This window comes from Nonomuraea sp. NPDC005983, assembly GCF_040614375.1.
Classification (GTDB): Bacteria; Actinomycetota; Actinomycetes; order Streptosporangiales; family Streptosporangiaceae; genus Nonomuraea.
Genome location: NZ_JBEXUP010000053.1, coordinates 1 through 26,577 on the forward strand (window position 1 = coordinate 1; position 26,577 = coordinate 26,577).

27 protein-coding genes and 1 riboswitch are annotated in these 26,577 nt (G+C 71.7%); of the genes, 5 read left to right on the forward strand and 22 right to left on the reverse strand.

Annotation, left to right across the window (positions count from 1 at the left end):
• The 6 genes from ABZ297_RS23035 to ABZ297_RS23060 form a co-directional block, all read right to left on the reverse strand.
• Positions 1 to 875: DnaJ C-terminal domain-containing protein (locus tag ABZ297_RS23035; RefSeq protein WP_355349618.1), on the reverse strand; the 875-nt coding region annotated here is incomplete at its 3' end.
• Complete coding sequence (locus tag ABZ297_RS23040; RefSeq protein ID WP_355349621.1) at positions 875 to 1,423, reverse strand: nucleotide exchange factor GrpE; 549 nt, start codon at positions 1,421 to 1,423, stop codon at positions 875 to 877. The genes ABZ297_RS23035 and ABZ297_RS23040, both read right to left, overlap by 1 nt.
• Positions 1,424 to 1,465: 42 nt before the next feature.
• The gene (gene dnaK, locus ABZ297_RS23045) at positions 1,466 to 3,370 is read right to left on the reverse strand and encodes a molecular chaperone DnaK (protein ID WP_355349624.1); all 1,905 of its coding nucleotides are present in this window, start codon (positions 3,368 to 3,370) and stop codon (positions 1,466 to 1,468) included.
• 21 nt (positions 3,371 to 3,391) lie between these two features.
• Positions 3,392 to 3,517: a hypothetical protein gene (locus ABZ297_RS23050; protein WP_355349627.1), complete on the reverse strand. Its 126-nt coding sequence runs from the start codon at positions 3,515 to 3,517 to the stop codon at positions 3,392 to 3,394.
• A gap of 53 nt (positions 3,518 to 3,570) precedes the next feature.
• Positions 3,571 to 6,192 (reverse strand): AAA family ATPase, encoded by a 2,622-nt coding sequence (locus ABZ297_RS23055; RefSeq protein ID WP_355349630.1) that lies wholly within the window; start codon positions 6,190 to 6,192, stop codon positions 3,571 to 3,573.
• 152 nt (positions 6,193 to 6,344) lie between these two features.
• Positions 6,345 to 6,743: a hypothetical protein gene (locus tag ABZ297_RS23060; RefSeq protein ID WP_355349633.1), complete on the reverse strand. Its 399-nt coding sequence runs from the start codon at positions 6,741 to 6,743 to the stop codon at positions 6,345 to 6,347.
• Between the two features lie 112 nt (positions 6,744 to 6,855).
• Here ABZ297_RS23060 and ABZ297_RS23065 point away from each other — a divergent pair, with 112 nt between their 5' ends.
• Both ABZ297_RS23065 and ABZ297_RS23070 read left to right on the forward strand, forming a co-directional pair.
• Positions 6,856 to 7,416, forward strand: coding sequence for a TetR/AcrR family transcriptional regulator C-terminal domain-containing protein (locus tag ABZ297_RS23065; RefSeq protein WP_355349636.1), 561 nt, complete (start codon positions 6,856 to 6,858; stop codon positions 7,414 to 7,416).
• Positions 7,417 to 7,617: 201 nt separating this feature from the next.
• Positions 7,618 to 7,809, forward strand: coding sequence for a DUF5999 family protein (locus tag ABZ297_RS23070; RefSeq protein ID WP_350805928.1), 192 nt, complete (start codon positions 7,618 to 7,620; stop codon positions 7,807 to 7,809).
• Positions 7,810 to 7,978: 169 nt separating this feature from the next.
• Here ABZ297_RS23070 and ABZ297_RS23075 read toward each other — a convergent pair whose 3' ends face one another.
• Positions 7,979 to 8,569, reverse strand: coding sequence for an alpha/beta family hydrolase (locus tag ABZ297_RS23075; RefSeq protein ID WP_355349640.1), 591 nt, complete (start codon positions 8,567 to 8,569; stop codon positions 7,979 to 7,981).
• A gap of 82 nt (positions 8,570 to 8,651) precedes the next feature.
• Here ABZ297_RS23075 and ABZ297_RS23080 point away from each other — a divergent pair, with 82 nt between their 5' ends.
• Complete coding sequence (locus ABZ297_RS23080; protein WP_355349643.1) at positions 8,652 to 8,999, forward strand: hypothetical protein; 348 nt, start codon at positions 8,652 to 8,654, stop codon at positions 8,997 to 8,999.
• 115 nt (positions 9,000 to 9,114) lie between these two features.
• On the opposite strand, the gene ABZ297_RS23085 is transcribed toward ABZ297_RS23080, so the two are convergent.
• The 14 genes from ABZ297_RS23085 to ABZ297_RS23150 all read right to left on the reverse strand — a co-directional run bounded on the left by ABZ297_RS23085 (position 9,115) and on the right by ABZ297_RS23150 (position 24,037).
• Entirely contained in the window at positions 9,115 to 9,903 is a 789-nt protein-coding gene (locus ABZ297_RS23085) for a hypothetical protein (RefSeq protein WP_355349646.1), read from the reverse strand.
• 58 nt (positions 9,904 to 9,961) lie between these two features.
• The gene (locus ABZ297_RS23090; RefSeq protein ID WP_355349648.1) at positions 9,962 to 10,564 is read right to left on the reverse strand and encodes a hypothetical protein; all 603 of its coding nucleotides are present in this window, start codon (positions 10,562 to 10,564) and stop codon (positions 9,962 to 9,964) included.
• Positions 10,565 to 10,743: 179 nt separating this feature from the next.
• Positions 10,744 to 13,572 (reverse strand): aminomethyl-transferring glycine dehydrogenase, encoded by a 2,829-nt coding sequence (gene gcvP / locus ABZ297_RS23095; protein ID WP_355349650.1) that lies wholly within the window; start codon positions 13,570 to 13,572, stop codon positions 10,744 to 10,746.
• Between the two features lie 152 nt (positions 13,573 to 13,724).
• Positions 13,725 to 13,820: riboswitch (glycine riboswitch) on the reverse strand.
• A gap of 23 nt (positions 13,821 to 13,843) precedes the next feature.
• Entirely contained in the window at positions 13,844 to 14,464 is a 621-nt protein-coding gene (locus ABZ297_RS23100; protein ID WP_350805921.1) for a MerR family transcriptional regulator, read from the reverse strand.
• Between the two features lie 148 nt (positions 14,465 to 14,612).
• The gene (locus tag ABZ297_RS23105) at positions 14,613 to 15,083 is read right to left on the reverse strand and encodes a bifunctional nuclease family protein (protein WP_090771501.1); all 471 of its coding nucleotides are present in this window, start codon (positions 15,081 to 15,083) and stop codon (positions 14,613 to 14,615) included.
• Positions 15,084 to 15,190: 107 nt separating this feature from the next.
• A complete protein-coding gene (locus ABZ297_RS23110; protein WP_355349655.1) occupies positions 15,191 to 15,817 on the reverse strand; it encodes a MerR family transcriptional regulator in 627 nt (208 codons plus the stop codon).
• Between the two features lie 23 nt (positions 15,818 to 15,840).
• Positions 15,841 to 16,353 (reverse strand): FHA domain-containing protein, encoded by a 513-nt coding sequence (locus tag ABZ297_RS23115; RefSeq protein WP_355349658.1) that lies wholly within the window; start codon positions 16,351 to 16,353, stop codon positions 15,841 to 15,843.
• Positions 16,354 to 16,696: 343 nt separating this feature from the next.
• Positions 16,697 to 19,201 (reverse strand): mannose-1-phosphate guanyltransferase, encoded by a 2,505-nt coding sequence (locus ABZ297_RS23120; protein ID WP_355349661.1) that lies wholly within the window; start codon positions 19,199 to 19,201, stop codon positions 16,697 to 16,699.
• A 4-nt stretch (positions 19,202 to 19,205) separates the two neighbouring features.
• Positions 19,206 to 19,787: a CDP-alcohol phosphatidyltransferase family protein gene (locus tag ABZ297_RS23125; RefSeq protein ID WP_355349664.1), complete on the reverse strand. Its 582-nt coding sequence runs from the start codon at positions 19,785 to 19,787 to the stop codon at positions 19,206 to 19,208.
• A 74-nt stretch (positions 19,788 to 19,861) separates the two neighbouring features.
• Positions 19,862 to 20,671, reverse strand: a complete 810-nt coding sequence (locus ABZ297_RS23130) for a GNAT family N-acetyltransferase (RefSeq protein WP_355349667.1) — start codon at positions 20,669 to 20,671, stop codon at positions 19,862 to 19,864.
• On the reverse strand, positions 20,664 to 21,254 hold the full coding sequence (locus tag ABZ297_RS23135; RefSeq protein ID WP_355349670.1) for a phosphoribosylanthranilate isomerase: 591 nt from the start codon (positions 21,252 to 21,254) through the stop codon (positions 20,664 to 20,666). Before ABZ297_RS23135 ends, ABZ297_RS23130 begins: the two co-directional genes overlap by 8 nt.
• A gap of 10 nt (positions 21,255 to 21,264) precedes the next feature.
• On the reverse strand, positions 21,265 to 21,675 hold the full coding sequence (locus ABZ297_RS23140) for a hypothetical protein (protein WP_355349673.1): 411 nt from the start codon (positions 21,673 to 21,675) through the stop codon (positions 21,265 to 21,267).
• Between the two features lie 71 nt (positions 21,676 to 21,746).
• On the reverse strand, positions 21,747 to 22,445 hold the full coding sequence (locus ABZ297_RS23145; protein ID WP_355349676.1) for a response regulator transcription factor: 699 nt from the start codon (positions 22,443 to 22,445) through the stop codon (positions 21,747 to 21,749).
• Positions 22,442 to 24,037, reverse strand: a complete 1,596-nt coding sequence (locus tag ABZ297_RS23150; RefSeq protein ID WP_355349679.1) for a histidine kinase — start codon at positions 24,035 to 24,037, stop codon at positions 22,442 to 22,444. The genes ABZ297_RS23145 and ABZ297_RS23150 overlap by 4 nt, the downstream gene beginning before the upstream one ends.
• A gap of 129 nt (positions 24,038 to 24,166) precedes the next feature.
• Between ABZ297_RS23150 and ABZ297_RS23155 the strand changes: the two genes are divergently transcribed.
• Together ABZ297_RS23155 and ABZ297_RS23160 are read left to right on the forward strand one after the other, a co-directional pair.
• Entirely contained in the window at positions 24,167 to 24,757 is a 591-nt protein-coding gene (locus tag ABZ297_RS23155; RefSeq protein ID WP_355349682.1) for a methyltransferase domain-containing protein, read from the forward strand.
• A 26-nt stretch (positions 24,758 to 24,783) separates the two neighbouring features.
• A complete protein-coding gene (locus tag ABZ297_RS23160) occupies positions 24,784 to 25,965 on the forward strand; it encodes an acyl-CoA dehydrogenase family protein (RefSeq protein WP_355349685.1) in 1,182 nt (393 codons plus the stop codon).
• A gap of 36 nt (positions 25,966 to 26,001) precedes the next feature.
• On the opposite strand, the gene ABZ297_RS23165 is transcribed toward ABZ297_RS23160, so the two are convergent.
• Positions 26,002 to 26,556 carry a hemerythrin domain-containing protein gene (locus ABZ297_RS23165; protein ID WP_355349688.1) on the reverse strand — a complete coding sequence of 185 codons (555 nt, stop codon included), beginning with the start codon at positions 26,554 to 26,556 and terminating at the stop codon, positions 26,002 to 26,004.
• Between the last annotated feature and the right edge of the window lie 21 nt (positions 26,557 to 26,577).

A 26,577-nucleotide genomic window follows, 5' to 3' on the forward strand; every position in this document is an offset into this window, starting at 1 on the left:
GCGGGGCCCGGGCCCCCCCCCATCACCCCCCCGCGCGCCCGTCGGGGGGGGGGGGGGGGGGGGGGGTGGGCCCCCCCCCGCCCGGCCAGTCGCAGGCGGCGGCCGGACGAGGTGCCCGGCGGCACCTTCAGCTTCGCCTCACCGCCTGGCGTGTCGATGGCGACCGTGGACCCCAGCGCCGCCTCCCAGGGTGTGAGGGGCAGGCTGACATGGATGTCGCGGCCCTCCACCCGGTAGCGGGGATGGTCGGCGAGCCGCACGATGAGGTAGAGGTCGCCCGGAGTCCCTCCCTCGCTTCCCTGCCCGCCCTGACCGGCCAGCCTGATGCGCTGCCCGTTCGTGACCCCCGCAGGGATCGTGACGTCCACCCGCCGGCCGCCGGGCAACGTGAAGGAACGGCGCCCGCCGTGGTACGCCTCCTCCACCGTGAGCGTCAGCTCCGCCTCCTGGTCGGCGCCGGGTATCGGCCCCCGGCGCCGCCGGCCGCGTCCGCCGAACACGCCGCCGAGCAGTTCCTCCAGGTCGACGTCGGCGCCTGCGCCGAACCCGAAGTCCTCGGCCCGCGCCGAGCGCCACGGGCCCCCGCCCCCGCCCGCGCCCGCTCCGGCGCGGGCACGGGCCCACTGCGCGGGATCCACGTCCGGCGGCACCTGACGGAAGTCGTGCCCGAACGCGTCGTAGCGGCGGCGGGTCTCGGGATCGGAGAGCACGGCGTAGGCCTCGGAGACCTCCTTGAACGTGTCCTCCGCCCCGGGGTCCTTGTTGACGTCGGGATGGTAGGAGCGCACGAGCTTGCGGTAGGCCCGCTGGATCTCGTCCTGGTCGGCGTTCCTGCCGACGCCGAGCACGTCGTAGAAGTCCCGTCGATCGGCCATCACGCCACCTTTTTCGCGACGACCACCACCGCGGGGCGCAGCTGCCGCCGGCCGTCGCCGTAGCCGGGCCGCAGCACGTCCACGACGGTGCCGGGCTCGACGTCGTCCCGTTCAACGGTCGCCACCGCCTCGTGGCGGGTGGGGTCGAAGGGCACGCCGGTCTCGTCGTGGCGGGCGTAGCCGAGGCGCGACAGCGCGGCGACGGCCTGGTCCCGCACCGCCCGTACCCCGGCGACGATCGCGTCGGCGTCCTCGCCCGCCCCCTGGCCGGCATGGCTGAGCGCGAGTTCCAGGTTGTCCAGGACGGGCAGCCACTCGGCGGTCACCCTGTCCCGCTCCTCGGCCCGCAGCCGCTCGCTGTCACGGGCGATCCGCTTGCGGAGGTTGTCCAGGTCCGCGACGGCACGCAGCCAGCGGTCCTCCAGCTCCGCGAGCTTGGCATCCGTCTCCGCGGCCCCGTTTTCCAGGGGGCTTTCCTGGGTGTCTTCCTGGGTCTGTGCCTCGGCCATCCGGCCGGTGGTGCCGGGCACCTCTTCGTGGCCGTTCATGTCACCCCGTTCGTGTCACCCCGTTCGTGTCACCCCTTCATGTCACTCGGAGTCGGATGTGGTGAACTCGGCGTCGATCACGTCCTCGTCACCGCCCGGGACGCCTTCCTTCCTGCCCTGTGGCGGCACGCCGGCCGCTGCCTCCGGCCGTGCGCCTGCCACGGCTCCGAGGCCGTGGTAGACCTGCTGGAGCTCGCTGCTGAGCGGGCGCAACCGGTCGATCGGCGCCTCTTCCTTGATCGCCTGCCGGGCGTCGCCGACGAGCTGCTCGGCACGCGCCTTCTCGTGCACGGGCACCGCGTCGCCGAGCTCCTGCAGCCGGCGCTCCACCTGGTAGGCGACCGAGTCCAGCTCGTTGCGCGCGTCGACGGTCTCGCGGAGCCGGGTGTCCTCGGTGCGGTGCTGCTCGGCGTCCGCGATCATCCGCTCGATCTCCGGCTTGTCCAGATTGGAGCTCTCGCTGATGGTGATCCGCTGCTCGGCACCGGTGTCCTTGTCACGGGCGGAGACGTTGAGTATGCCGTTGGCGTCGACGTCGAAGGTGACCTCGACCTGCGGCACTCCACGCGGCGCGGGGCGGATGTTCTCCAGCCGGAAGCGTCCGAGCACCCGGTTGTCGGCGGCGCGCTCCCGCTCTCCCTGCAGGATCACGACGTCGACGGCGTTCTGGTTGTCCTCGGCCGTGCTGAAGGTCTCGGTTCTGCGGGCCGGGATCGTCGTGTTGCGCTCGATGACCTTGGTCATGAGGCCGCCGAGGGTCTCGACGCCCAGCGAGAGCGGCGTGACGTCGAGCAGGACGACGTCCTGGACCTCGCCCTTGATGATGCCCGCCTGGATCGCCGCGCCGATGGCCACGACCTCGTCCGGGTTGACCGTCATGTTGGGGTCCTTGCCCCCGGTGAGCCTGCGTACGAGGTTCTGCACGGCGGGCATCCGGGTGGACCCGCCGACGAGGATCACCTCGTCGATGTCGGCTGGCCTGAGCTTGGCGTCCTCCATCGCCTGTTCGACGGGGTGGATGCAGCGCTCGACCAGGTCGGTGGTGATCTGCTCGAAGGTGGACCGCATGAGCGTGGTGTTGAGGTGTTTGGGCCCCGAGGCGTCCGCCGTGATGAACGGCAGGCTGATCGTGGTCTGGCTCACCGCGGAGAGCTCGACCTTGGCCTTCTCGGCCGCCTCGAAGAGCCGCTGCAGGGCCTGCGGGTCGCGGCGCAGGTCGATGCCCTGCTGCTGCTGGAACTCGTCGGCCAGGTGGTCGACGATCCTGCGGTCGAAGTCGTCACCGCCGAGGTGCCCGTCGCCCGAGGTGGCGCGGACCTCGATGACCCCCTCGCCGATGTCCAGGATGCTGACGTCGAAGGTGCCTCCGCCGAGGTCGAAGACCAGCACGGTCTCGTTGGTCTTCTTGTCCAGCCCGTAGGCCAGCGCGGCGGCGGTCGGCTCGTTGATGATCCGGAGGACTTCCAGCCCGGCGATGCGCCCCGCGTCCTTGGTCGCGTGGCGCTGGGCGTCGTTGAAGTACGCCGGAACGGTGATGACGGCCTCGGTCACCTTCTCGCCGAGGTACTTCGCCGCGTCGGCGGCGAGCTTGCGCAGCACGAGGGCGGAGACCTCCTCCGGCGCGTACTCCTTGTCGCCGACCTTGAAGCGGACGGCTCCCTGCGGCCCTTCCACCACGTCGAAGGAGACGGCGTTCAGCTCGCTGGTGACCTCGTCGTACCGGCGGCCGATGAACCGCTTGGCGGAGTAGATCGTTCCTTTCGGGTTGAGGATGGCCTGCCGGCGGGCGAGCTGGCCCACCAGGCGCTCGCCCTGGTCGGTGAAGGCCACCACGGACGGCGTCGTCCGGGAGCCTTCCGCGTTGGGAAGCACCTTGGGCTGGCCGTCCTCCGTGGCGGCGATCACCGAGTTGGTGGTGCCGAGATCGATGCCTACTGCTTTCGCCATGGCTCGCGCCCCCTTGGCGCCCTAGCTGTTCATCTTCGCGAGTAGTTCATGGGCCCTGGCCGCGTGCTGCGACTCGACGAGGACCTCGTACTTGTCGGCGACCAGGCCGCTCTTGGAGACGAAGTCCCGCGACGCTATCCGGTGCATACCTCTTCGAGGCTTCTCCGGGCGCTTCGCCGCCACATCCCCCAGACGTGTAGTCATAGCCGCTCAGCCGGGGGGTCGATCCGTCCCTGCGCGACGGCGAGCCGCGTGAGCTCGACCCGGGAGTTGATGTGCAGCTTGCGGTAGATGTGCCTCAGGTGGAAGGCGACGGTGTGCACGCTGATGAACATCTGGTCGGCGATCTGCCGGTTGGTCCACCCGTCGGCGACGAGCATCGAGACGCTGTGCTCGGTCTCGGTGAGGCTGTCCCAGCCGGAGATCGGCCGTTCGGCGTAACTCCAGTGCCGGTGGCGCACGCCCATGCCACGCAGCCGCTGGCGGACGCGCGCCGCGTCCCTGACGGATCCGATGTCGTCGTAGATCGCCAGCGCCTGATCCAGGCTGCCGGTCGCGTCCTCGCGCCGCCCGGCCACGGCGAGCGCCACACCGAGGTCCTCCGCGGCGGAGGCGCGCGCCCACACGTCCTGGGTCTGACCGGCGGCCCGGGAGAGGGCCTCACAGTCACCCTCGAGCAGCCCCCGGGCGTGCGCGGCGGAGGCGACCAGCGCGGGGAGGCCCGGGTTGGCACGGCTGAGGGCCTCCGCGGTGGCCACGACGGCCTCGGCCGCCGGCCGGTCGTCCACGGCGAGAGCCATGCGGACCAGCCACGCGCTCGCCGTGGGCTCCATGGTGAGCATCAGCCGTTGCCGCCCAGACGACCGGCCGGGAAGGTCCGCGAGCAGCGTCATCGCGCTCAGCGGGCCGTCGCGCATGTCCGAGACCCGCGCTGCGAGCAGGGCGTGCCGCGTACGGCCGTCGTGGGAGTCGCCGGGCACGTGTGCGGCGTGCCGAGTCGCCGCCCGGAGGTCACCGCACCGCAGCGCGACGGCGGCGAGCACGGAGCTGGCCACCGCGGCGGATCGGGGCGTGTTCAGGGAGGTGGCGAGGTCCAGGGCTCTCTCGGCCTCGGTGACGGCACCGTCGAGGTGACCCGCGAGGAGCTCGGCCCGGGCCTCCAGGGCGGCGGCGTCCGCGGCCCAGGCCAGATGGCCGTTGGCGAACATGTCCTTGCGCGCCTCCCGGAGGATCGCCCGCGCCTCGTCGAGCCGGTGCACGTCGGTGAGCATCGCAGCGGAGATCAGCCGAGGCTCGTAGCGGTGCGCGGCCGGCACGTTCGCCCCGGCCAGCCGCCGGGCCTCCTCGGCGAGCGCCAGCGCGTCGGAGAGCCGCCCTTTGTCCCACTCGGTCGCCGCGAGCGCCATCAGGGCCGCGACCGTGGCCGCCGCACCGTGGCGGGAACGCTGTTCGAGGATCTTGCGCGCGTACGCGCGCACGGACCTGCCGCGGTTGCGCAGGGACGTCATGGCGTACAGCCGCACCCGGATCGCCCGGTCGCGCACCTGGCCGGGAAGGTCCGGCGCGGCCAGCACCGTCTCGGCCTCTCGCGTGGCCTGGTCGATCCTTCCGGTCAGGTACAGGATGTCCGCCAGCGCACAGCGCAGTTCGGCCACCTCGGACGCCGGTTCGTGGTCGGTGAGCCGCCCCCGGACCATCTGCTCGGCCTCTTGCAGCCGTCCTGCGGCGATGGCGGCGTCGATGCCGCCGATGCTGTGGCCGGGACCCGGGACGTCCGGCAGGCCCGCCGGCTCATGCGCCCCTGGAACGCCGATCTGGTCCAGCAGCGCCTCCCGGACCGGTCGCGGGACCTGCGCCGCGACGACGCCCCTGACCAGCTCCTGGCGGAACGAGAGGCCGTGCTCGTTGACGGCCAGGATGCCCGCTGCCATGCACTCCTCCACCATCGGGAGCAGCGCCGCCGGTGTGGTGCCGAGCAGCGACGCGGCCTGCGCCGGCGAGAACGACTGGCCGAGCACGGCGGCCGTCTCCACCAGGTTCCTGGCGTCCGCGCCGAGGGAGTCGGTCCAGTGCCGCACCACCCTGCGAAGACGGTCGGGGACGTGCGCGTGCGACAGGTGAACGCCGTCGCCGGCGACTCGGAGCAGGCCTTCGTCGCGGAGGCCGGCGAGCAGCTCGGTGATCAGCAGCGGATTGCCTCCGGCGGCGGACACCAGGGCCAGCGTCGCCGGATCGGGCGGCACCCCGAGCAGGTCCGTGGTCAGCTCGGTGGCCGTGTCCGGGGAGAGCGAGGCGAGCGCCACCCTCGCGGCCCCGTTCTGCTCCAGGAGATCGAACAGGGAGGCGGCGTGGCCCTTGGCCGCGCCGGTCGAGCGGCTCAACAGCCAGCCGATCGATCGGGGGGCGAGCAGGCCGTGGAGGGCACGCAGCGCCATCAGGGTCGCCGGGTCGGCCCACTGGAGATCGTCGAGGGCGGCCAGCACCGGTGCCACGGCCCGCTCCTCGAAAGCCGCCCTCAGGCGCTCCAGCGCCCGCGCCCGTGAGTCGAGGCGGAACGAGGGATCGTCCCGGCCGGTGTCAGGCTCCGGCCGGAGATCCAGTGCTTCGAACAGCATGCCGCACGGAACCAGCTCGCCCAGCTCCTCCGGCCGGCCCCTGAGCACGCCGATGCCCCGCTCGGACGCGGCGGCCGCGGCCTCGGCGAGCAGCCGGGTCTTGCCGGCCCCGGGCTCGCCGTCCACGAGCAGGGTGCCGCCCCCGCCGCCGCCGACCGTTCGAAGCAGGCCGTCGACCTGTCGCCACTCCCGTTCGCGTCCCCGCATGTCGCGTCCCCCGACGGACCGCTTACCGGCCGGAGACCGCTGAATCCCATGCCTGCGGAGATCTTTCCCGCCTCAGCCCTGTCGCGGAGCTCGACCGGGGCTCCGGCGATCCTCCCCCGCAGTGGGCCGCGAAGGCCCGGCGAGCGGGTTTCTCAGCGGGCCGCGGGGACCGGGCGGGGGACGCGCGGGATGCCCCAGAGCCGGTTGTCCTCGCGCAGCGTGCGCAGGCGCTCCACCTCGGACGTCCACAGGGCCCCGTCGGGCGTCGCCTTGGCCTTGCGGCGGGCGATGCGGTCGTCGTACGCCTTGACCCCGAACGTGGCCCGCTGGCCGCTTTCGGCCGCGCGCAGCGCGTCGGTGAGTGCCTTGTCGAACGCCTGACCGGCCGCGAGCAGCTCGATCTCGTCAGCGTCGGCGGCCCGCAGATCGCGCAGCAGCTGCTCGGCCTGCCTGACCTTGTCGAGCAGCTCGGGGAAGCTCTTGGAGATCTCCTGGTCCGCGTGGTAGCGGACCTCGGCCTCGCGGCTCACCCGCGGACGGAAAAACGCCATCGACTCTGCCCCTTCAGCGCAATCAGTTCTTACCGCCGACCAGCGTACGCCGTCCGGCGACACGTCCCGTAATCGGACGGGCGCGACCGCCTTTACATAGTAAGCTGCCCGCATGCCGGCCAAGCGACCGCCCGTCCCCCTCTCCCGCGAGCGCATCATCGACTCCGCGCTGCACATCGCCGACACCCAGGGCCTGCGCAGGCTGACGATGCGCAGACTGGGCGACGCGCTCCAGGTGGAGGCGATGGCCATCTACCACCACCTGCCCAGGGGCAAGGAGGCGCTGATGGACGCGCTGGCCGAGCACGTGACGTCCGTCCAGGTGGAGCAGGGCCCTACCTGGCAGGACACCGCCAGGGCCTGGTGCCGGGCCGGCCGCGAGCTGCTGCGGGAGCATCCGGGCGTCCTCGCGCTGGCCCTGACGAAACCCCCGAAGGGGGCCACGCTGCTGGCCATCAGGGAGCAGACAGAACAACTCGCCGACGGCGGCCTGGAGAACGCGGCCGAGGCCGTGCGGTCCCTGCGGGCGTTCGTCTTCGGCAGCGTCGCGGTCGAGGTGCAGCAGTCGGGCTGGGCCGACCCCGAGGTGGACGTGTGGACCAGGCGCGACGAGCGCGCCGACGAGGACTTCGAGCGAGGGCTCGACGCGTTGCTGAAAGGGTTGCGAATCTAGTGGGCGTGTCGAGCTTGGACCGTTATCCTGCATAAGGCACGCTGTGTCGAAGGTCACACGGACGGGCATCCTCCTCTAACAGTCCTAACGGGCTATGTCGGAACGTGTGACATACGTCGCACACTTGTTAGTAAGAACAACCCGAGCCGCTCCCGCCGCTCGCACGCCGGGGGCCGTCCACGAGATATCGGAGGCACGCCGATGTGCCCGCACGACCCGGCCTGTCCGTCAGCCGACGCGCCAGACCGCGAGGCCGCACGTACCCTCGCCTGCCACCCTGAGCAGGGGTGGAGTCTCCTCTGCAACGGCGTCGTCCTGTTCGAGGACACTGGGGAGCTCCTGCCGGGGGGCACCGTCATCGCCCCGCACCGCCCGGTCGTCGGCGCCGCCTGACCTCCAGGTCACAGGCGCCGGGTGATCGCACGGTCGCGGGTGCGGTCCGACAGCCCCGCACGGCCACGGACGGCGGGTCACCGCCCAGCCCGCGACCATCAGCCCGACCAGGGGCAGCAAGCCCCTCGCAGCGGAAACCGGGCTCGCACCCGAGCCCCACACGCGGGCCTCACACCTGACGCGACAGCCATTCGGCGACGACCTCGCCCACCCGGGCGGGGTCCTTCTTCAGATCGTGCCCCTCCCCCGGCAGCACCACCAGGCGCGCCGCGTCGGCCGGGTCGGGCACTCCGAACGGGTCCCGATCCCCGTTGACCACCAGTACGTCCACCCCGGCCCCGCGCAGCTCGTCGGCCCTGGACCGTTCCGGCTTGCCGGGCGGATGCAGCGGGAAGGCCAGCGCCACCACCGCCGACGCGCCGACCGCCTTCGCGGTGCGGCACGCCACCCGGGCGCCGTTGCTCCGCCCGCCCTGCACCAGCGGCACGCCGGGCCAGCGGGCCCGCAGCTGCTCCAGGACCACACCCCACGCCTCGTCCTGCCGGACGGCCGAGCCGGGCGCCCTGGCACCGGCCAGCCTGAAGGGCTGCGTCACCTTGGCGACGGTCGCGCCGATGCCCAGCGCGGCGTCGCGGACGGCCAGCAGGTCGGGCGCGTCCACTCCCCCCGCCGACCCGTGGGTCAGCACGAGCAGCATCCGGGGCTCCGCCACCTCGTCGACCTCGACCAGCGCCGGACCACGCGGGGTCACAATCCTCACGCCAGCACCGTACCTGGGGATGAGAAGAGCATGGCCCCCAGGGCGGATGACGGCGCGCCGTCATCAGGGGATGATGAACCTCATGCCAGACACGAGCCCCATCCGTGAGGAGCTGCAGGCGACCCTCGACGCCCGCCGCGACCTCGGCCCCGACTATGAAGCCGCGCTGGTCGAGTCGTTCGCGGAGCGTCTCGAAGCCACGATCGCGGCGCGCATCCACACCGAGCTCGAGCTGCGCGGCGCGGCCCCGCAGAAGTCCAAGTCGACCGGCGCCGCGATGATCCCCGTCGCGCTCGGCTCGATGGGCATCGGCATCCCCCTGACGGCCATCGCCGTAGGCAACGCCGGGCTGGTGGGCCTCACGATCTCCTGGATCGCCATCGTCGCCATCAACGTGGCGGCCGCGGCCGCCATCATCCGCCGCGGCTGACCCGTCACCCCGGCGCCCGCCCTGCGCGGTCACGCCGTACCACCCGAACGAGCCGCCCGGGCGCGACACGGGTGGTGGGCGGGGGCGTCGGCCTGTGGGCGGGGGCAGGAGAGGGTCAGGTGTCGCGGTCGTAGCGGAGGCGGACCTCGGCGGCGAGCGTCTCGTCCTCGTGGTTGAGGCCGTACGCCCACACGCTGTCCGCCTCCTCGTCGCGCCCACGGAGCGGGAGGGTGCGCGCCAGCAGTTCGACGGCGAGGGCGCTGGTCTCGGCGTCGCCACCCTGCTCCAGCGAGGCCGTGAACTCCGCGCACGCCAGCTCCAGGTGCGCGATCCCGAGCTGGACGCGCAGCCGCGCCACGTCGCCGTCGGCGGCGCCCTCCAGGGCGTCGAGGAGGACCTCCGCCGCCTGCCCCGGCTCGCCGCGCTCCAGCAGCAGGTCGGCGAGCTGCTGGCGGGCGTCGACGGCGACCTCCCCGTCGGACGCCTCCACGGCGGCCCGCAGCTCGCGTTCGGCCTCGTCGTAGTCGGCTGACAGCCTGGCCAGCGCCAGATGGGCCAGCGGGACGTAGGCGCGGGTGCCGAGCCCGAGCACGGCCTGCCAGGCGGCCCTGGCCTGCTCGGCCCTGCCCTCCCGTTCGAAGCCCTGCGCCAGGTGGCAGGCCGCCTGAGCGGCGAACTCGGGGTGGCCGGTCGCCAGGGCGGTGCGGGCGGCGGCGCGGGCGCCTTCGATGTCGCCGCGCTCGTCGAGCACCACGGCTAAGCCGACGGCGGCCTGCGCTCTGTCGGGGCCGTCGGGGTCGGCGGCGAGGTCGGCGAGGATGGCCGCCGCCCCGTCGAGGTCGCCGACCTCCGCCAGGCGGCGGGCGGTGTCGAGGGGTGGGGTCTCCAGCTCTGAGGACGTCAAGAGAGCTCCTTAGGCGACGGACGCCCCGAGCCTAACGAGTTCTGGCGATCATGTCTGCTCACTTGACGGTGAAGGACTGGCCCGCACTCGGTTCGCCGGGTTTCGGCCCGGCGCGCAGCAGGCGCAGCGACCTGATCGCGATCACGCCGAAGGCCAGTTGGAAGGCCGCCTGCCCGAGCACCAGGTGCCCTTCGGCGCTCAATACGTAGATTCCGGACAGCACTCCGCTGCCGACCTGGACGGCGACCAGCGCGACCGCGGCGGCGTCGGCGCGGGCCCACGCGACGAGCCGGATCGCCAGGATCAGCTCGTGAAGGAACAGACCGGCACCGAACAGCCTGTGTATCCAGTGCACGGTCTCGGCCAGCGTGTAGGGCGTCAGCAGGACGCCGGTCAGTAACACGGCGAAGGAGTCTCCGGCCCGCCGCACGAACCCGGGCGAGCGCAGGTCCGGAGCGGCGGCCCGTAACGCGCGACGGGTGAACAGCGCGGCCCCGAGGAGACCGATCGCGTAGGGGACGATGGTCCGCCAGTGGACGCCGAAGTCGCTCATGCCGCAGTTGACCGTCAGGCAGTCCGGCATGGCGACCAGGCACGTGGTCAGCCCGCCGAACAGACAGAGCTGGCCTTTGACGAGGTCGCCGAGCACGCCGTCGCGCATGGAGCCCTCCCGCGGTGATCCGCCGCGTCCACCGTACCGACAAATCACGCGAAACGGCCCTCCCCGCAGCGCGGAGAGAGCCGTGACGCGAGAAGGGCCGTGACGCCGAAAGGCCGTAGCACACAGAGCCGCAGCGCACAGCGGGCCGCGGCGCCGGAAGGCGTCGCGGGGCGGAGCCGTCAGTCCTCGTAGGCCTCCAGCGGCGGGCAGGAGCAGACCAGGTTGCGGTCGCCGAACGCCTGGTCGATGCGCCGCACCGGCACCCAGTACTTGCCGTCACGCAGCGACGGCAGCGGGTAGGCCGCCTCGGTACGGGTGTACGGGTGCGACCACTCGTCGGCGGTGACCGAGTCGGCGGTGTGCGGGGCGTTGCTCAGCGGGTTGTCGGACCGGTCGTAGGCGCCGGAGGCGACCTTCGAGATCTCGCCCCTGATCGCGATCATCGCCTCGGCGAACCGGTCGAGTTCGGCGAGGTCCTCGCTCTCGGTGGGCTCGATCATGAGCGTGCCCGCCACGGGGAACGACATGGTCGGCGCGTGGAAGCCGTAGTCGATGAGCCGCTTGGCCACGTCGTCGACGGTGACGCCGGTCTCCTTGGTGATCTGGCGCAGGTCGATGATGCACTCGTGGGCCACCAGGCCGCCGCGCCCGGTGTAGAGGACCGGGTAGTGGGGAGCGAGCCTGCGGGCCAGGTAGTTGGCCGACAGGATCGCCTGCTCGGTGGCCGCGCTGAGCCCGTCGCCGCCCATCATCCGGATGTAGGCCCACGAGATCGGCAGGATGCCCGCCGAGCCGTACGGGGCCGCCGACACGGGCCCGACCGGCGAGCCGTCGCGCAGCGGGTGGCCCGGCAGGTAGGGCGTCAGGTGGCCGCGCACCGCGACCGGGCCGACGCCGGGGCCGCCGCCGCCGTGCGGGATGCAGAACGTCTTGTGCAGGTTCAGGTGCGACACGTCGGCGCCGAACTGGCCCGGCTTGGCCAGGCCGACCAGCGCGTTGAGGTTGGCCCCGTCGACGTACACCTGGCCGCCGGCGGCGTGCACCTTGGCGCAGACCTCGGTGATCGTCTCCTCGTAGACGCCGTGCGTGGACGGGTACGTCACCATGATCGCGGCCAGCGCGTCGCGGTGCTTGTCGATCTTGGCGTCGAGATCGCCGAGGTCCACGTTGCCGTCGGAGTCGCAGGCCACGACCACGACCCGCATGCCCGCCATGACGGCGCTGGCCGCGTTCGTGCCGTGCGCCGAGGACGGGATGAGGCAGACGTCGCGGTGGGTGTCGCCGTTGCCGCGGTGGTAGGCGCGGATGGCCAGCAGCCCGGCGAACTCGCCCTGGGAGCCCGCGTTCGGCTGGATGGAGACCGCGTCGTAGCCGGTGACCTCGGCCAGCCAGCCCTCCAGCGTCGCGATCAGCTCGCGGTACCCGGCGGCCTGCTCCTCGGGCGCGTACGGGTGGACGGCCGCGAACTCGGGCCAGGTGATGGGCTCCATCTCGGTGGTCGCGTTCAGCTTCATCGTGCACGAGCCGAGCGGGATCATCGACCGGTCGAGCGCGATGTCCTTGTCCTGGAGCTTGCGCAGGTAGCGCAGCATCGAGGTCTCGGAGTGGTGGTCGTGGAAGACCGGGTGGGTCAGGTAGCCGGACTCACGTGCCAGTGACGCCGGGATCGCGCCTGGCTCCGCGAGCTCGTGCAGCGAGACGGCGACGCCGAAGGCGGCGGCGACCTGCTCCAGGTGGCCGAGGGTGGTCTTCTCGTCGCAGGAGACGGAGACGTGGTCGGCGTCGGCCTGCCACAGGTTGACGCCGCGCGAGGCGGCCTCGGCCACGACCGCGGCGGCCCGGCCCGGCACGCGGGCGAGCACGGTGTCGAAGAACGCGTCGTGCACGACCTCGACGCGTCCGGCCCGCAGCACCTCGGCCAGCGTGACGGCGTGCGCGTTGACGCGGGAGGCGATGCGGCGCAGCCCCTCGGGCCCGTGGTAGGCGGCGTACATGCCGGCGATGACGGCGAGCAGCACCTGGGCGGTGCAGATGTTGCTGGTGGCCTTCTCGCGGCGGATGTGCTGCTCGCGGGTCTGCAGCGCGAGCCGGTAGGCGGGCGAACCGTCGGCGTCGACGGAGACGCCCACCAGGCGGCCCGGCATCTGCCGCTGCAGGCCCTCGCGCACCGACATGTAGGCGGCGTGCGGGCCGCCGAAGCCGAACGGGACGCCGAACCGCTGCGAGGAGCCGATCGCGATGTCGGCGCCCAGCTCGCCCGGCGCGGCGACCAGGGTCAGGGCGAGCAGGTCGGCGGCGGCCACCACGAGCGCGCCGGAGGCGTGCGCGGCGGCGGCGACCGCGCGGAAGTCGCGCAGGCGGCCCGACGCGCCGGGGTACTGCACGAGGACGCCGAAGCACTCGGGCAGCTCGCCGGTCAGGTCGCTCTCGACGAGGGTGATGCCGAGCGGCTCGGCGCGGGTGGCCAGCACGGCCTTGGTCTGCGGCAGCGCGTCGGAGTCGACGACGAACACGGCGCTCTTGGCCTTGCCCGCCCGCCTGGCCAGCGTCATCGCCTCGGCGGCCGCGGTGGCCTCGTCCAGCAGGGACGCGCCCGCGACGGGCAGGCCGGTGAGGTCGGAGACCACGGTCTGGAAGTTGAGCAGCGCCTCCAGGCGGCCCTGCGAGATCTCCGGCTGGTACGGCGTGTAGGCGGTGTACCAGCCCGGATTCTCCAGCAGGTTGCGCCGGATGACCGCGGGGGTGATCGTGTCGTAGTAGCCGAGGCCGATCATGGAGGTGAGCACCTGGTTGCGGTCGGCCAGGGCGCGCAGCTCGGCGATCGCCTCGGTCTCGCCGATCGCGGCGGGCAGCTGGAGGCGGTCCTTGGCCCTGATGGCCTCGGGCACGGCCACCGCCACCAGGTCCGCCACGGACTCGAAGCCCACGGTTTCGAGCATGCGCTGCTGCTCGGATTCCGACGGGCCGATATGCCGGGACGAGAACGGCGGTGCAGACAGGTCGGTCATGGAGGTGCCTCCCGAGGGCTTGGAGACCGGCGCCAGGGCGCGGACGAGTGCCGGATCTCCCCCTCTGTCATGGCGACCTGAGAGCTTCACCCCAAGGGGCTTGCACCGTCGGTGAGACGCGCCTGGCCGGCGCGCCTGCTTTCCAGAGTTGCCTCACCCGAGCGGTACTGGCGCCTGAGAGATTCCGGGGAGGGTTGCTCCTTCGGCGCCCCGGGGCAGCAGCCCGGGGACTCTCCCGCACGGGGTCATCAGCTTTTGTCCCTAAAGGTTACTACCCAATGCGACGCGCGCGTCGCCGCTGGGCCAGCTCGTCAGTGGGATGGTCGGCCGGGACGTCGTCCGCGACCGCCGCTCTTTCCCCCGGCAGCTCCGCGAGGGACCCCTCGACCTCGCGCCAGACCCGGCCGAGCGCGATGCCGAACACGCCCTGGCCGCCCTGGAGCAGGTCGATCACCTCGTCGGCCGAGGTGCACTCGTAGACGCTGACGCCGTCGCTCATCAGCGTGATCTGCGCGAGGTCGGCGACCCCGCGATCGCGCAGGTGCTGGACGGCGGTACGGATCTGCTGGAGCGACACTCCGGTGTCGAGCAGCCGCTTGACCACCTTGAGCACCAGGATGTCGCGGAAGCTGTAGAGCCGCTGGGAACCCGAGCCCTGCGCGGCTCTTATCGTGGGCTCCACCAAGCCGGTGCGCGCCCAATAGTCAAGCTGCCTGTAGGTGATGCCGGCCGCCGAGCAGGCCGTGGGGCCGCGGTATCCGATGTCACCTGGCAACGTCGCGGGCCGCTCGTCGAAGAGCAGTCCCTGCTCTCCGGCACGCTGCCGCGCGCTCTCGCGCCGCACCGGATCTTCCTGGCCGGCCGTCTTTCCCTCGCCGCTGCTGACCGCCACGCGGACCTCCGGCTTTCTCTCATCCCGCGGTCTGATCTGGGGGTTCGTAAAAGGGCGACCACGGGTTTCACTTGCACCGTAGGACCGTGACCATGCTCAGTCAACGATCCGGCTCGGCGCGTCGTGAAGCGTAAATGCACTGAAATACCTACCCCGCCCTGCCGAAGTCTTCGGGAGTGATCGTGTCAAGGAACTCCCTGAACTTCTCCACCTCATCCTCTTGGTCGTCGGGGATGATGACCCCCGCCTCCTGGACGACTTCCTCGCTGGCGAAGATACGCGCTCCGGTGCGAAGCGCAAGCGCGATCGAGTCGGACGGGCGGGCGCTGACCTCCACCCCGTTGGAGAAGACCAGGTCGGCGAAGAAGATGCCGTCGCGCAGGGCGACGATGTTCACGGCACGCAGGCCGACACCCAGGGCGCTCAGCACGTCCCTGAACAGGTCGTGCGTCAGAGGCCGCGGCGGAGGCTCCTCCGCCTGGGCCAGGGCGATGGCCGTCGCTTCGGTCATGCCGATCCAGATGGGCAGGAACCGCTCCCCGTGTGCCTCCTTGAGCAAGACGATCGGCTGATTTGTGGGCATTTCTACCCGAACGCCCACGACCTCCATCTGCAACACGGGCTGCTCCGTATTCGACTGGCCGGTGACCCGGCGCAGCTATTTGCTGGTCCGCTTCTGCATTTCAACGTAACACCCGTTGGGCCCAGTACGCCCCGCCGGTCCGGTCATCGTCCCAGAACGTCGCGTACGCCGGTACGCAGAAGGGCGGCATGGAGGTCGAGCAGCAGGTTCGACAGCTCTCTGGCCACCTCGTCGGCCTCGCCGATGGCGCCGGGGGCGCGGCGCTTGAGGATGGGCGCGACCGTCTGCTCGATCAGCCCCGCCTCGCGCTCGGCCGCCGCCCTGACCGCGCGCAGGTGGCGGGCGTGCAGGCCGAACCGGGCCAGCGCGCCCACGCTGCGGGCGATCTTGAGCGCGTCCTCGTCGTAGCGCCTGGCCTTGGCGGCGAGCAGGCCGTAGTCCTCCAGCTCGGTGAGCGTCTCGTCATCGAGCCCGGCGGCCTCCAGCAGCTCGGTGCGGCTCAGCCGCACCTCCTGCTTGTCCTGCACGGCGCGCGGACGGCCGAAGCTCTCGGCCATCCTGTCCTTGATCACCCGCAGCGGCAGGTAGTGGTCGCGCTGCTCGGTGAGGATGAAGCGCAACTGCTCTACGTGCAGGTGGGTGAACTTGCGGTAGCCGGACGGGCTGCGCTCGGGCTCGATGAGGCCCTCGCCCTCCAAGAAACGAATCTTGGAGATCGTGACATCGGGGAACTCGCCCTGCAGGAGCGCGAGCACCTCCCCGATGCTCATGTGCGAGCGTGCCGCCTGCGAGCTCATGAGCCTGCGGCGGTCCGCATCAGGAAGACGAGGCGGAACTTGCCGATCTGCACCTCGTCTCCGGAGTGCAGGGGCACCTCCTCGATGCGCTCCCTGTTGACGTAGGTGCCGTTGAGGCTGCCCACGTCGCGCACCGAGAACTGCCCCCCGCGGTGGCGGTAGAACTCGACGTGACGGCGCGAGACCGTGATGTCGTCGAGGAAGATGTCGCTCTCGGGGTGCCGGCCCGTGGTGGTGAGCTCCTTGTCGAGGCGGAAGCGGCTGCCCTGGTTGGGGCCCCGGGTCACGCTGAGCAACGCCGTACCGGGCGGGAGCTGCTCCACCAGCGCCCGCTCGGCCATGAGCATGTCGCCCGCCTCAGCCTCGTATGCCTCGATTCCCGCGATAGAGATCGTCGACGTGGTATCCCCTGAGACCTCCTGTCTGGTCAACGGTGACCCACAGCGGGAACAGAAACGGGCATCCTCGGGGTTGGCGTGCCCGCACTGCGTGCAGTAGACGCTCGGCATCGATCGGCTCGGCCTCCTACCGCGAAGACGCGGCAACGGTGCTCGGGGCGCGCCTCGCTCTTCAAGTTTGCGAATGCCGCAACTTACGCTGATCAGCGGCAAAGGTCAAGGCGGGGCGCTGGACGACAGGTTTGGACGGTGACAAAGTTACCGCCGCCCGCGCCGAAAGGTCCATGCCGCCGCGCCTCTTAACAATACGATCTTGACCCAGGAGTTCACAAACTATCTCATTTCCGATCGAATCCGGGTGATCCACGAGGGCGCGCAGGGGTCCACCAACCCTCGCGTGACGCACGGTCACCGTCCGCTGTCGCTCGGGTGGCGCGGGGCTCCCGTCCGGCCCTCAGGTGGTGCACTGCTCCACGACGCGCGCCCAGCGCTCCAGAAGGGCGGCGGCCGTGTCGACGTCCGGCCCCTCGGCCCACAGGTCGGTGACGGGCTCGGTGGCGGCGGGCAGGATGAGCACCCAGCTGCCGTCCGGCCCCTCGACGCGGACCCCGTCGGTGGTGTCGATGCGGTAGCCCTCGCCCACCGCCTCGGCCGCCTCGATGACCGAGCGCATCACCGCGCCCTTGGCCGCCCACTGCGTCGGCATGGAGCGCTTGAGCAGCTTGGCCTCGGGGATCCTGGCGTCGATCTGGCTGAGCGACAGGCGGGTGCGGGCCACCAGGCCGAGCAGGCGCATGAACGCGGCCAGGCCGTCGATCGCCGGGCTGAACTCCGGCACGACGAAGCCGCCCCTGCCGTCGGCCGCGAAGATCATGTCATGGTCGGCGGCGGCGGAGGTGAGGGCGTCCAGCGCGGTCGGGGTCCAGCGCGCCTCGACGCCGTGGAAGCGGCAGACCTGCTCGGCGACCCTGGTGGTGGTCACGGGCAGCGCCACCCTGCCGCCCCTGCGCTCGGCGGCGACCAGGTCGAGCACCACCAGCAGGGCGCGCTCCTCACCGATGAGCTGGCCCATCTCGTCCACCAGCGCGATCCGCTCGCCGACCGGGTCGAACCGGACGCCGAAGGCCGCCCGGGAGGAGCCGACCAGCTCCGAGAGGCGTTGCAGGTCGCGGCGGCGCTCGGCCAGCGTCTCGGTGGGCGAGGCGTCGTCGAGGCGGGCGTTGACGGTCAGCACGTCGATGCCGACCCGTCCGAGCAGCGTGGGCATCACCAGCGAGGACGTGCCGCCCGCGCAGTCGACGACCACCTTCATGCCCTTGACGCCGGTCATGTCCACCCGGCGGAGCAGCTCGTGGGTGTAGTCCTCGACGATCCTGGCGGGATAGGCGAGCCCGGCGATCTCGCCGGGGAAGGCGCGGCGGAACTCCTGGCGGGAGAAGACCCGCTCAAGCTTGCGCTGGGCGGCGGCGGGCAGGTCGGCGCCGCGGTCGTCCATGATCACGATGTCCACGCTCTGCGGGTCGCCGGCGGTGGTGCGCAGCGCGATGCCGCCCGCCGACGACTCGCGGGCCGTGTGGAAGCGGGCCACCGGCAGCGGCGAGGCCTCCAGGTCGAGGACGTTGACGGCGCTGGCGGTCAGCGCCGCCACTACAGCCCGCTTGAGCGCCCTGGCCGCGAGCGAGGAGTCGCGCGAGGTGACGACGTGCTGGCCCTTCTTCAGGGTGGTGGCGTAGGCGCTGGCGAGCCGCACGCACAGCTCGGGGGTGATCTCCACGTTGACCAGGCCGCTGACGCCCCTGGGCCCGAACAGGTTGCGCTGGCCGCGCGACTCCCAGATGACGCTGGTGTTGACGACCGCGCCCGCCTCGATGGTCTTGAACGGGTACACCTTGACGCCGCTGGAGACGTACGCCTCGGCCTCGATGACGCACTCGTCGCCGATGACCGCGTTCTCCTCTATGCGGGCGCCGCCCATCACGTCGGTGCTCTTGCCGATCACGCAGCCGCGCAGGTGGGCGCTGGGGCCGAGGTAGACGTTGTCGTGCACGACGGCCCGGTGCAGGAACGCGCCCTCGCGGACGACCGCGTTGTTGCCGAGCACCGTGTACTCGCGCAGTTCGGCGTTCGCCTCGACCTTGGCGTAGTCGCCGATGAGCAGCGGGCCCTTGAGCACCGCGTCGGGGTCGATGGTCGCCGACTCCGCGACCCAGACGCCCGGCGAGAGCTCGAAGCCGCTGATGTCCAGCTTGACGCGCCCGGACAGGGCGTCGGCCTGGGCCTTGAGGTAGCTGTCGTGGGTGCCGACGTCCTCCCAGTAGCCGTCGGCGACGTAGCCGTAGATGGGCGCGCCGCGTTCGAGCAGCCTGGGGAAGACGTCGGCCGCCCAGTCGACGGGCTCTCCGGTGGCCACCGCGTCGAGGACCTCGGGCTCCATGACGTAGATCCCGGTGTTGACGGTGTCGGAGAAGACCTGGCCCCACGTGGGCTTTTCCAGGAAACGCTGCACGCGTCCGAGCTCGTCGACGATGATGATCCCGAACTCGAGCGGATTCGGGACGCGTTTCAGACCAATGGTGACAAGAGCCGAATTTTCGCGATGAAAACGGATCATGTCTGATAAATCGATATCAGTGAGGGCGTCGCCGGAGATCACCAAGAATCGGTCGTCGCGGAGGCGGTCCTCGGCGTTCTTGACACTGCCGGCCGTGCCGAGCGGGACGTCCTCGGTGGCGTACTGCAGGCTCATGCCCAGCTCGTCGCCGTCGCCGAAGTAGTTGCGCACGAGGGCGGCCAGGAACTGCAGCGTCACGACCGTCTCGGTGACGCCGTGCCGCTTCAGCAGGCGGAGGACGTGCTCCATGATCGGGCGGTTGACCACGGGTAGCAGGGGTTTGGGCTGGTTGGCCGTCATCGGACGCAACCGCGTGCCCTCCCCGCCCGCCATGACGACCGCCTTCACCCGATCACTCCTTCTTCGCAGCGGCTACGAGCCGAACCACCTGTACTCCGTACAGCACCCCCGCCCACCAGTACAGGCCCGTTCCCCAAAGCGCGAACGCCCACCCGACAATTCGCGCTATATCGGCATACCACCCCGAGTGGGAGGCGAGGAAGAGGAGAGGGAAGGCGTACATGAGATTGAACATGGCAGCCTTGCCCAGGAAATGCACCTGGAGTGCCTTGTAACCGTTTTTACGGAGTACAGGGATGAAACAGGCGACGAAGAGTTCACGGCCGAGGATGATGGCCACCAGCCACCACGGGATGACGTCCCGCAGCAGCAGCGCCAGGATCGTGGCGAACACGTAGAGCTTGTCGGCGGCCGGATCGATGATCCGGCCGAGCCGGCTGGTCTGGTTGAACGCACGAGCGATCTTGCCGTCGAGCCAGTCGGTGAACCCGGCCACCGCGAGGATCCCGATGGCCCAGCCGTCCTCCCGCGGGCCGAGAACCAGCCAGAGGAAGACGGGAACGCCGAGAAGTCGCAGGAAGCTCAGCAGGTTGGGAACCGTCCAGATCCGGTCCTCGGCGGAAGTTTCGCTCACGAGCAGACCCTACTGCGTGCCCTCCCCGCCCAGCAGACGGCCCAGCGGCGGATCTGTGGCGGATCTGTGGCGGATCAGGCGCGCAGGAAGGCGTGGGTGCGGCCGATGGGCTCGAACCCGAGCCTGGCGTAGAACTCCTTCGGCCAGTCGGCGTCGTCGGCCACCAGGAAGATCAGCTCGCCGCCCGCGGCACCGGCCTCGGCCAGCAACGCGGTCATCAGCGCGCGGGCGTGCCCCTTGCCCCGGTGGCGGGTGCCGGTGAAGACGGTCTCGATCTGGGCGACGCCGCCCTGCAGGTAGAGGTCGGCCCTGGCGGCCAGCTCGCCGTCGGCGGCCCGCACCCCGCGGAAGCCCACCTGGTGGGCGCCGCGCAGCCGTGCCTCGACCCGCGTGGCGAGCTGCTCGACGACCTCGTCGGAGGCGCCGGGCAAGAACTCGCGCCACTCCTCGCGCAGCACCGGGACGATCGTCTCCAGGTCGAGGGGTTCGGCGGGCGGCGGGTTGCGCGGGAGCTCGCCCTGGAACGCCATGAACAGGTTGGTCCCGTGCTCGTACCCCGCGGCGACGAAGGCCGGGGCGAACGCCCTGCCCAGTTCGTCGTCGTCGACCTGGACGAGCCGGTGCCGCCGCGCGGCGAGCGTCTCGTCGGCCGCCGCGATCACCGTGGCGGGGTCGTGGCCCGTCCAGACGATCAGTTTGTTGTCGTCGTGCGAGCCCGGATACCGCTCGTTGAGCACGGCGAAGCCGCCGGGCACCTCGACGACCGCGCCGGCCTTGCGGCGGGCGAACGCGCGCTGGAAGGCCACCGCGCGCCCCAACGGGCCGCGCCTGTCAGAGTCGGACGCACCCGCGGCGGGCCGGTCAGAGGCGGGCCGGTCAGGCATGGCGGGCCGCCGTGAGGAAGTCGCGGATGAGCCGGGAGTCCTTGACGCCGGGCGACAGCTCGACGCCGCTCGACACGTCCACCCCCCAGGGGCCGGCGGCGGCGATCGCGTCGGCCACGTTGGACGGGTCGAGGCCGCCCGCGAGGAGCCAGCGGCCCGAGGGCCGGCCCCGGACGGCCGCCCAGTTCCACGGTTCGCCCGAGCCGGGGCGGGGCGCGTCGACGATGAGGAGGTCCTCGTCGTAGGCGCCGCAGCGCAGGTCGGACGCCGAGTCGACGGCCCTGACCAGGGTCAGGTCGAGGTCCTTCAGCGCCGTGAAGTCGCCGTGCGGGTGAGCGCCGTGGAGCTGGACGCCGCGCACCCCGGCGGCCAGCGCCGCCTCGCGGACCGCCCGCTGATCCTCGCCGCGGAACACGCCGACGGTCAGCACCCGCTCGGGCACCAGGGCGGCCAGCTGCCGCGCCCGCTCGGGAGTCACCTGCCGGGGGCTCCGGGTGAGGACGAACCCGATGGCGTCGGCGCCCGCCTCGACGGCCGTCTCCACGTGCTCAGGCTCGCTCAAGCCGCAAATCTTCACGTACATCCTCGAAACATTAGCGGCGGCGGGCGGCTCTCGGCGACCATGCCCAGACGAGCACCGCCGTGATGAGCCCGCACAGGGCGAGCCCGTTGGGCAGGTGCGCCCCGAGCCAGAGCCAGGTGACGTGCTGCGCCAGTCCGACGACGAACAGCGCGACGCTGGCCAGCGCGGGCCAGCCCGCGCCCCGCCCCGGACGCCACACGAGCACGGCCAGCACGATCTGCACCAGCGCCACCAGGTGGACGACCAGCCCGGCCATGACGTGGCTCTCGATCAGCGCGCCGCCCGTCTGCACCGCCTGGCCGGCGAGCGAGGCCGCCACGAGCAGCGCGACCGCCTGCGCGACGACCACGACGCGCAGGCTGTACAGCAGCCCGGCGGGCACCTGCCGGCCGGGCTGCTGTACGGCCACGGTTTCCTGCATGTTGGTCCTCCTTCGAACGTGAGGACCACATCGTGGCCGCCGGAGCCCGTGCCGGTCGTCAGCCTGGCGGGTTACTCACCGGTCCGCCCCTGGGATGACGGACGGGGCTGGCGGACGGGGCGGAAGGCCGCGTCGACCAGCCCGGTACGGTGGGCGACGACCGCCGCCTGGATCCGGTTGCGCAGGCCGAGCTTGTCCATGGCCGCGGCGATGTGGGTCTTGACCGTGGTGACGCCGACGTGCAGTTCCTCGGCGATCTCGGCGTTGGACAGGCCGGTGCCGACCAGGGCCAGCACCTCCAGCTCGCGCTCGGTCAGCCCGGCGGGGGCGGGCGCGGCGGCCTGCTCCTCGGCGTCCAGGAAGCGCTCGACGACCCGGCGCAGCACCGAGGGGGCCAGGAGCTGCTCGCCCGCGGCGGCCCTGCGGACGGCGTCGACCATGCGCTCGGGGTCGTCGTCCTTGACCAGGAAGCCGACGGCGCCGGCACGCAGGGCGGCGTAGACGTTGGAGTCCTCGGCGAACGTGGTGAGCACCACGATCCGGGTGCTCGGCCGGGCCGCGAGCACGCGTTTGATCGCCTCCAGGCCGTCGACCCTGGGCATCCGCAGGTCCATCAGGATCACGTCGGGCAGGTGCCGTTCGGCCTGCCTGACCGCCTCGGCGCCGTCCTCGGCCTCGCCGACGACCTCCATGTCGCCGGTGGCCTGCAGCAGCATGCGGACGCCCGCGCGGACCAGCGCCTGGTCGTCGGCGACCAGGACGCGGATCACGCGAGGCTCCTGACCGCGGGCAGGCTGGCCGCCAGCCGCCATCCGCCATCCTCGTCGGGGCCCGCCGACAGGGTGCCCCCGAGCGCGCGGACCCGCTCGCGCATGCCCGCCAGCCCCCGCCCGGAGGACGGCAGGCGTTCGACGGCGGTCGGCGGCCGGCCGTTGCGGACCTCCACGGCGAGGCCGTCACCGGAGGCGGAGACGGAGACGCGGACCCGGGTGCCGGGGCCTGCGTGTTTGAGCACGTTGGTGAGTCCTTCCTGGACGATGCGGGCCGCGGAGGCCCGGGCCACGAGCGGAGCCCGGTCGGTGGCCGGGTCGAGGTCGAGATCGACGAGGAGCCCCGCGGCGGACATCCGCTCGGCGGACTCCCGCACCACGTCTGAGGGGTCGGCCGGCAGGTCGGGCTGGCGGTCGGGGTCGCGGAGCAGGTCGATGAGGCCGCGCAGGTCCTCCAGCACCTGGTGCCCGGTCTCCCTGATGTCGGACAGCGCCTCGGCGACGGGCCCGTCGGGCGCGCAGTAGCGGGCGGCGCCGGCCCGCAGCACCATGGCGCCGACGTGATGGGCCACGATGTCGTGCACCTCGCGGGCGATACGCTCGCGCTCGGCGAGCTGGTCGGCGCGCACCTGGGCGACGGCCAGCCGCGCCGACTCGTGGGAGCGCAGCCGTTCGGCCTCGACGGCCGCCTGCCTGGCGCCGAGGTAGCGGCCGATGGCGACGGGGGTGGCCACCAGCGCCGTCAGCACGGCGACGCCGAACGGCGTGATCTCGGTGTCGTTCTGAACGAGCGCGCCCATGGCCAGCAGGGCCCCCGTCAGGTAGGCGGCGCCCGTCCAGATCCAGGACGGCACCCGCATGGCGAACACGCCGAGCGCGATCAGCATCAGGATCAGGCAGGTGTTGACCACGTCGGGCAGGTACTGCTCGGCGGCGAGCAGCACCACTCCCTGGAAGAGGAAGACCAGGCCGGGCAGCCTGCGGGCGACGCCGAGCGACAGCCCGGCGACGACCGCGAGCAGCCCGGTCGTCCAGGCCGGCGCCGAGCCCGTGTGCCAGTCGGTCCAGGTGCCGAGCACCGTGCCGGTCACGCCGCCGCCCGCCAGCAGCATGTCGAGGAAGAGGTCGCCCCGCTCCAGCCGCCCGGCCGGGCCGCGCAGGTAGCCGCCGACGATCGCCGGGACACCGGGGACGAGCACGGAGTACATCCAGGTGTTCACGGTGAGCGCGACGCCGGGGTCGGCCATGTTGATCGCGGACGCGAGGACGGCGGCGGCCAGCGCCACGCCGACGGCCCGCAGGCCGCAGCGGTTGGCGACCATGCCGACGGCGACGCACAGGAGTATCTGCGCGGTGTTGGAGGTGAACGAGATGATCTGGTCGGTGAAGACGAGGAAGGCGGCGAGGTAGAGGGTCACCGGGAGCGGCCTGCTCCTGACGAACCCCATGGGCACCCCGGCCAGGACGGCCATCGGGATCCACGAGCCGGCGGGCAGCATGGGGCTCTGGCCCGGCTCGCCGGAGGTCAGCAGGTCCAGCCCGGTGCCCGAGGCCGCGAGCAGGACGTCGAGCGGCAGACCGCGCCAGCGCATGCCCCACACGCTATCCGCGCGGCGGAGCCCGGCCGTCCTCCTGGCGGAGGACCCCGCCTCCTCCAAGTGGCCGGAAGGTCGTCTCTTCGGTGGAGCAGCCAGGTCTTCGCTCCCTACTAACGTTGACTCATGCCGAACGACACCGCATTGTTCCTTGGCCAGTTCCTGCGCGCCCCTACCACGATCGGCGCGGTGGCGCCCAGTTCCAGGCGGCTCGCGGAGGCGGTCTGCGCACCGGTGCCGGAGCGTGGCGAGCCCACCGTGGTCGAGCTCGGGCCGGGTACCGGGCCGTTCACCGCGGAGATCCAGCGCAGGCTGGAGGGGCGCGGCCACCACATGGCGGTCGAGGTCAACGAGCCGATGGCGGCGTTGCTCGCGAACCGCTTCCCCTCCGTGGACGTGATCCACGGCGACGCCGCGCAGCTGGGCCGGCTGCTGCTCGACCGCGGCCTGCGCCAGGCCGACGTGGTGGTCAGCGGCCTGCCGTGGGCGGCGTTCCCCGACGCCGCGCAGCGGACATTGCTGGAGGCCGTGACGCTGGCGATGAGCCCGGCGGGGGCGTTCACCACGTTCTCCTACATCCACGCGATCCCGCTGAGTTCGGCCCGCCGGTTCCGCGCGCTGCTCGCCGAGCGGTTCGAGGAGGTCGTGCCGGGCCGCACGGTGTGGCGCAACGCTCCCCCTGCGTTCGTGTTCAACGCGCGCAGACCTCGACCTTGAACAGAATCTGATTCTAGGATGGCGTGATGGATTTCACGCTTCCCGACAGCGCTCTGGCCGTTCGGCGCGGCATCGCCGACATCTGCTCGCGGTACGACCTCGGCTACTGGCAACGGTGCGAGTCGGACAAGCGCTGGCCGGAGGAGGTCTGGGCGGAGCTGGCCAAGGGCGGCTGGCTGGGGCTGGCCGTGCCGGAGGAGCACGGAGGCGGCGGGCAGGGGCTGCTGGAGCTGGCGGTGGCGACGGAGACGCTCGCGGCGTCCGGCGCGGCGGGCGGGTCGGCGTTCACGTACGTACTGACTCCCGGTTTCGGCGCGCTCACCCTCGCCAGGCACGGCACGGCCGAGCAGCGGGCGGAGCTGCTGCCGCGGCTGGCCACGGGCGAGGTGGAGACCTGTTTCGCACTGACCGAGCCCGACGCCGGGTCGAACGCGCTGGCCATCTCCACCTCGGCCAGGCGTGACGGCTCCGACTACGTGGTCAACGGGCAGAAGATCTGGATCACCGGCGTGCAGCGGGCCACCTGGATGCTGCTGGTCACCAGGACGATCCCGGCCGCCGACGCGAAACCGCGCACGAACGGCATGACGGTCTTCCTGGTGAACGTGCCCGAGGCGGTCGCCGCCGGGCAGCTCTCCTACCAGCCGATCCCCAAGCTGGGCGCCAACACCACGCCGTCCAACATGGTGTTCCTCGACGACCTGCGGGTGCCGGCCTCGAACGTGGTCGGCGAGGTGGACCAGGGCGCCGCCGTCCTGTGGGACATCCTCAACCCGGAGCGGATCCTGCTGGCCGCCTCCGCGCTCGGCGGGGCGGAGGTGGCGCTGCGGGTCGCCGTCGAGTACGCCAAGGAGCGGGAGGTGTTCGGCCGCCCGATCGGCGCGAACCAGGCGATCGCGTTCCCGCTCGCCCAGGTCAAGGCCAAGATCGAACTGGCCAGGCTGATGCTGTACAAGGCGGCCTGGTCCTTCGACCGGCGGCTGCCGTGCGGCACCGAGGCCAACATCGCGAAGCTGACGGCCTCCCAGGCGGCCTGGGAGGCGGCGGACGCGGCGTTCCAGACCCATGGCGGAATGGCGTACTCGCTGGAGTACCCGGTCGCCAGGCTCCTCACCGACGCCCGCATCGGAAAGGTGGCACCTGTGACGGAGGAGCTTCTGCTCAACTACCTCGCGACCCAGGTGCTCGGGTTGCCGCGCAGTTTCTGACTCGTCTTCTGGCGGCGTCCGCGGTGGACCTGACGGTCACCCTGATCTGCTCATCGCCTTGCGGATCATGTCCCTGGCCCTGTCCATGATCGCAACCGGTGGGCCCAGCAGCAGGTTCTTCGACACGCTCTCCATCCCCGGGTGGGGGTGGGTGGGCGCCACGGCCTCGGCGGCCCTGACTCCCGCGGCCATCGCCCGCCGCTCCTTGTCGCTGGTCTGCTGCCTCAGCCGGGGGAACTCCTCGCGTTCCTCGGCCTCCGCGTGCTCCACCACCGCGGCGCGCAGCGTGGCCAGGTTCGCCGCGAACTGCGGGTCGTCGACACCTGCCTGCTCGATCCGGCTGAGCATGACCTTGGCCGCGTTCTCCTCGGCCAGGCGCTCACCGACGACCTCGTCGCCGTCGTCGAGCTTGTGTCGGGTGTACGGGTGGACGATCTCCTCTTCTGCTGTCTCATGCACGGCCAGCAGGCGCACCAACCGCTGGAACGCCTCCGCTCTGTCGTCCGGGGCAGCGTTCTCGACCTCGGTGAACAGGCGCTTGATCTCTTCGTGCTGGTTCAGCAGCAGATCCACGACATCCTTGTCTGTCATGTGCTGCCACTACCCGAGGGC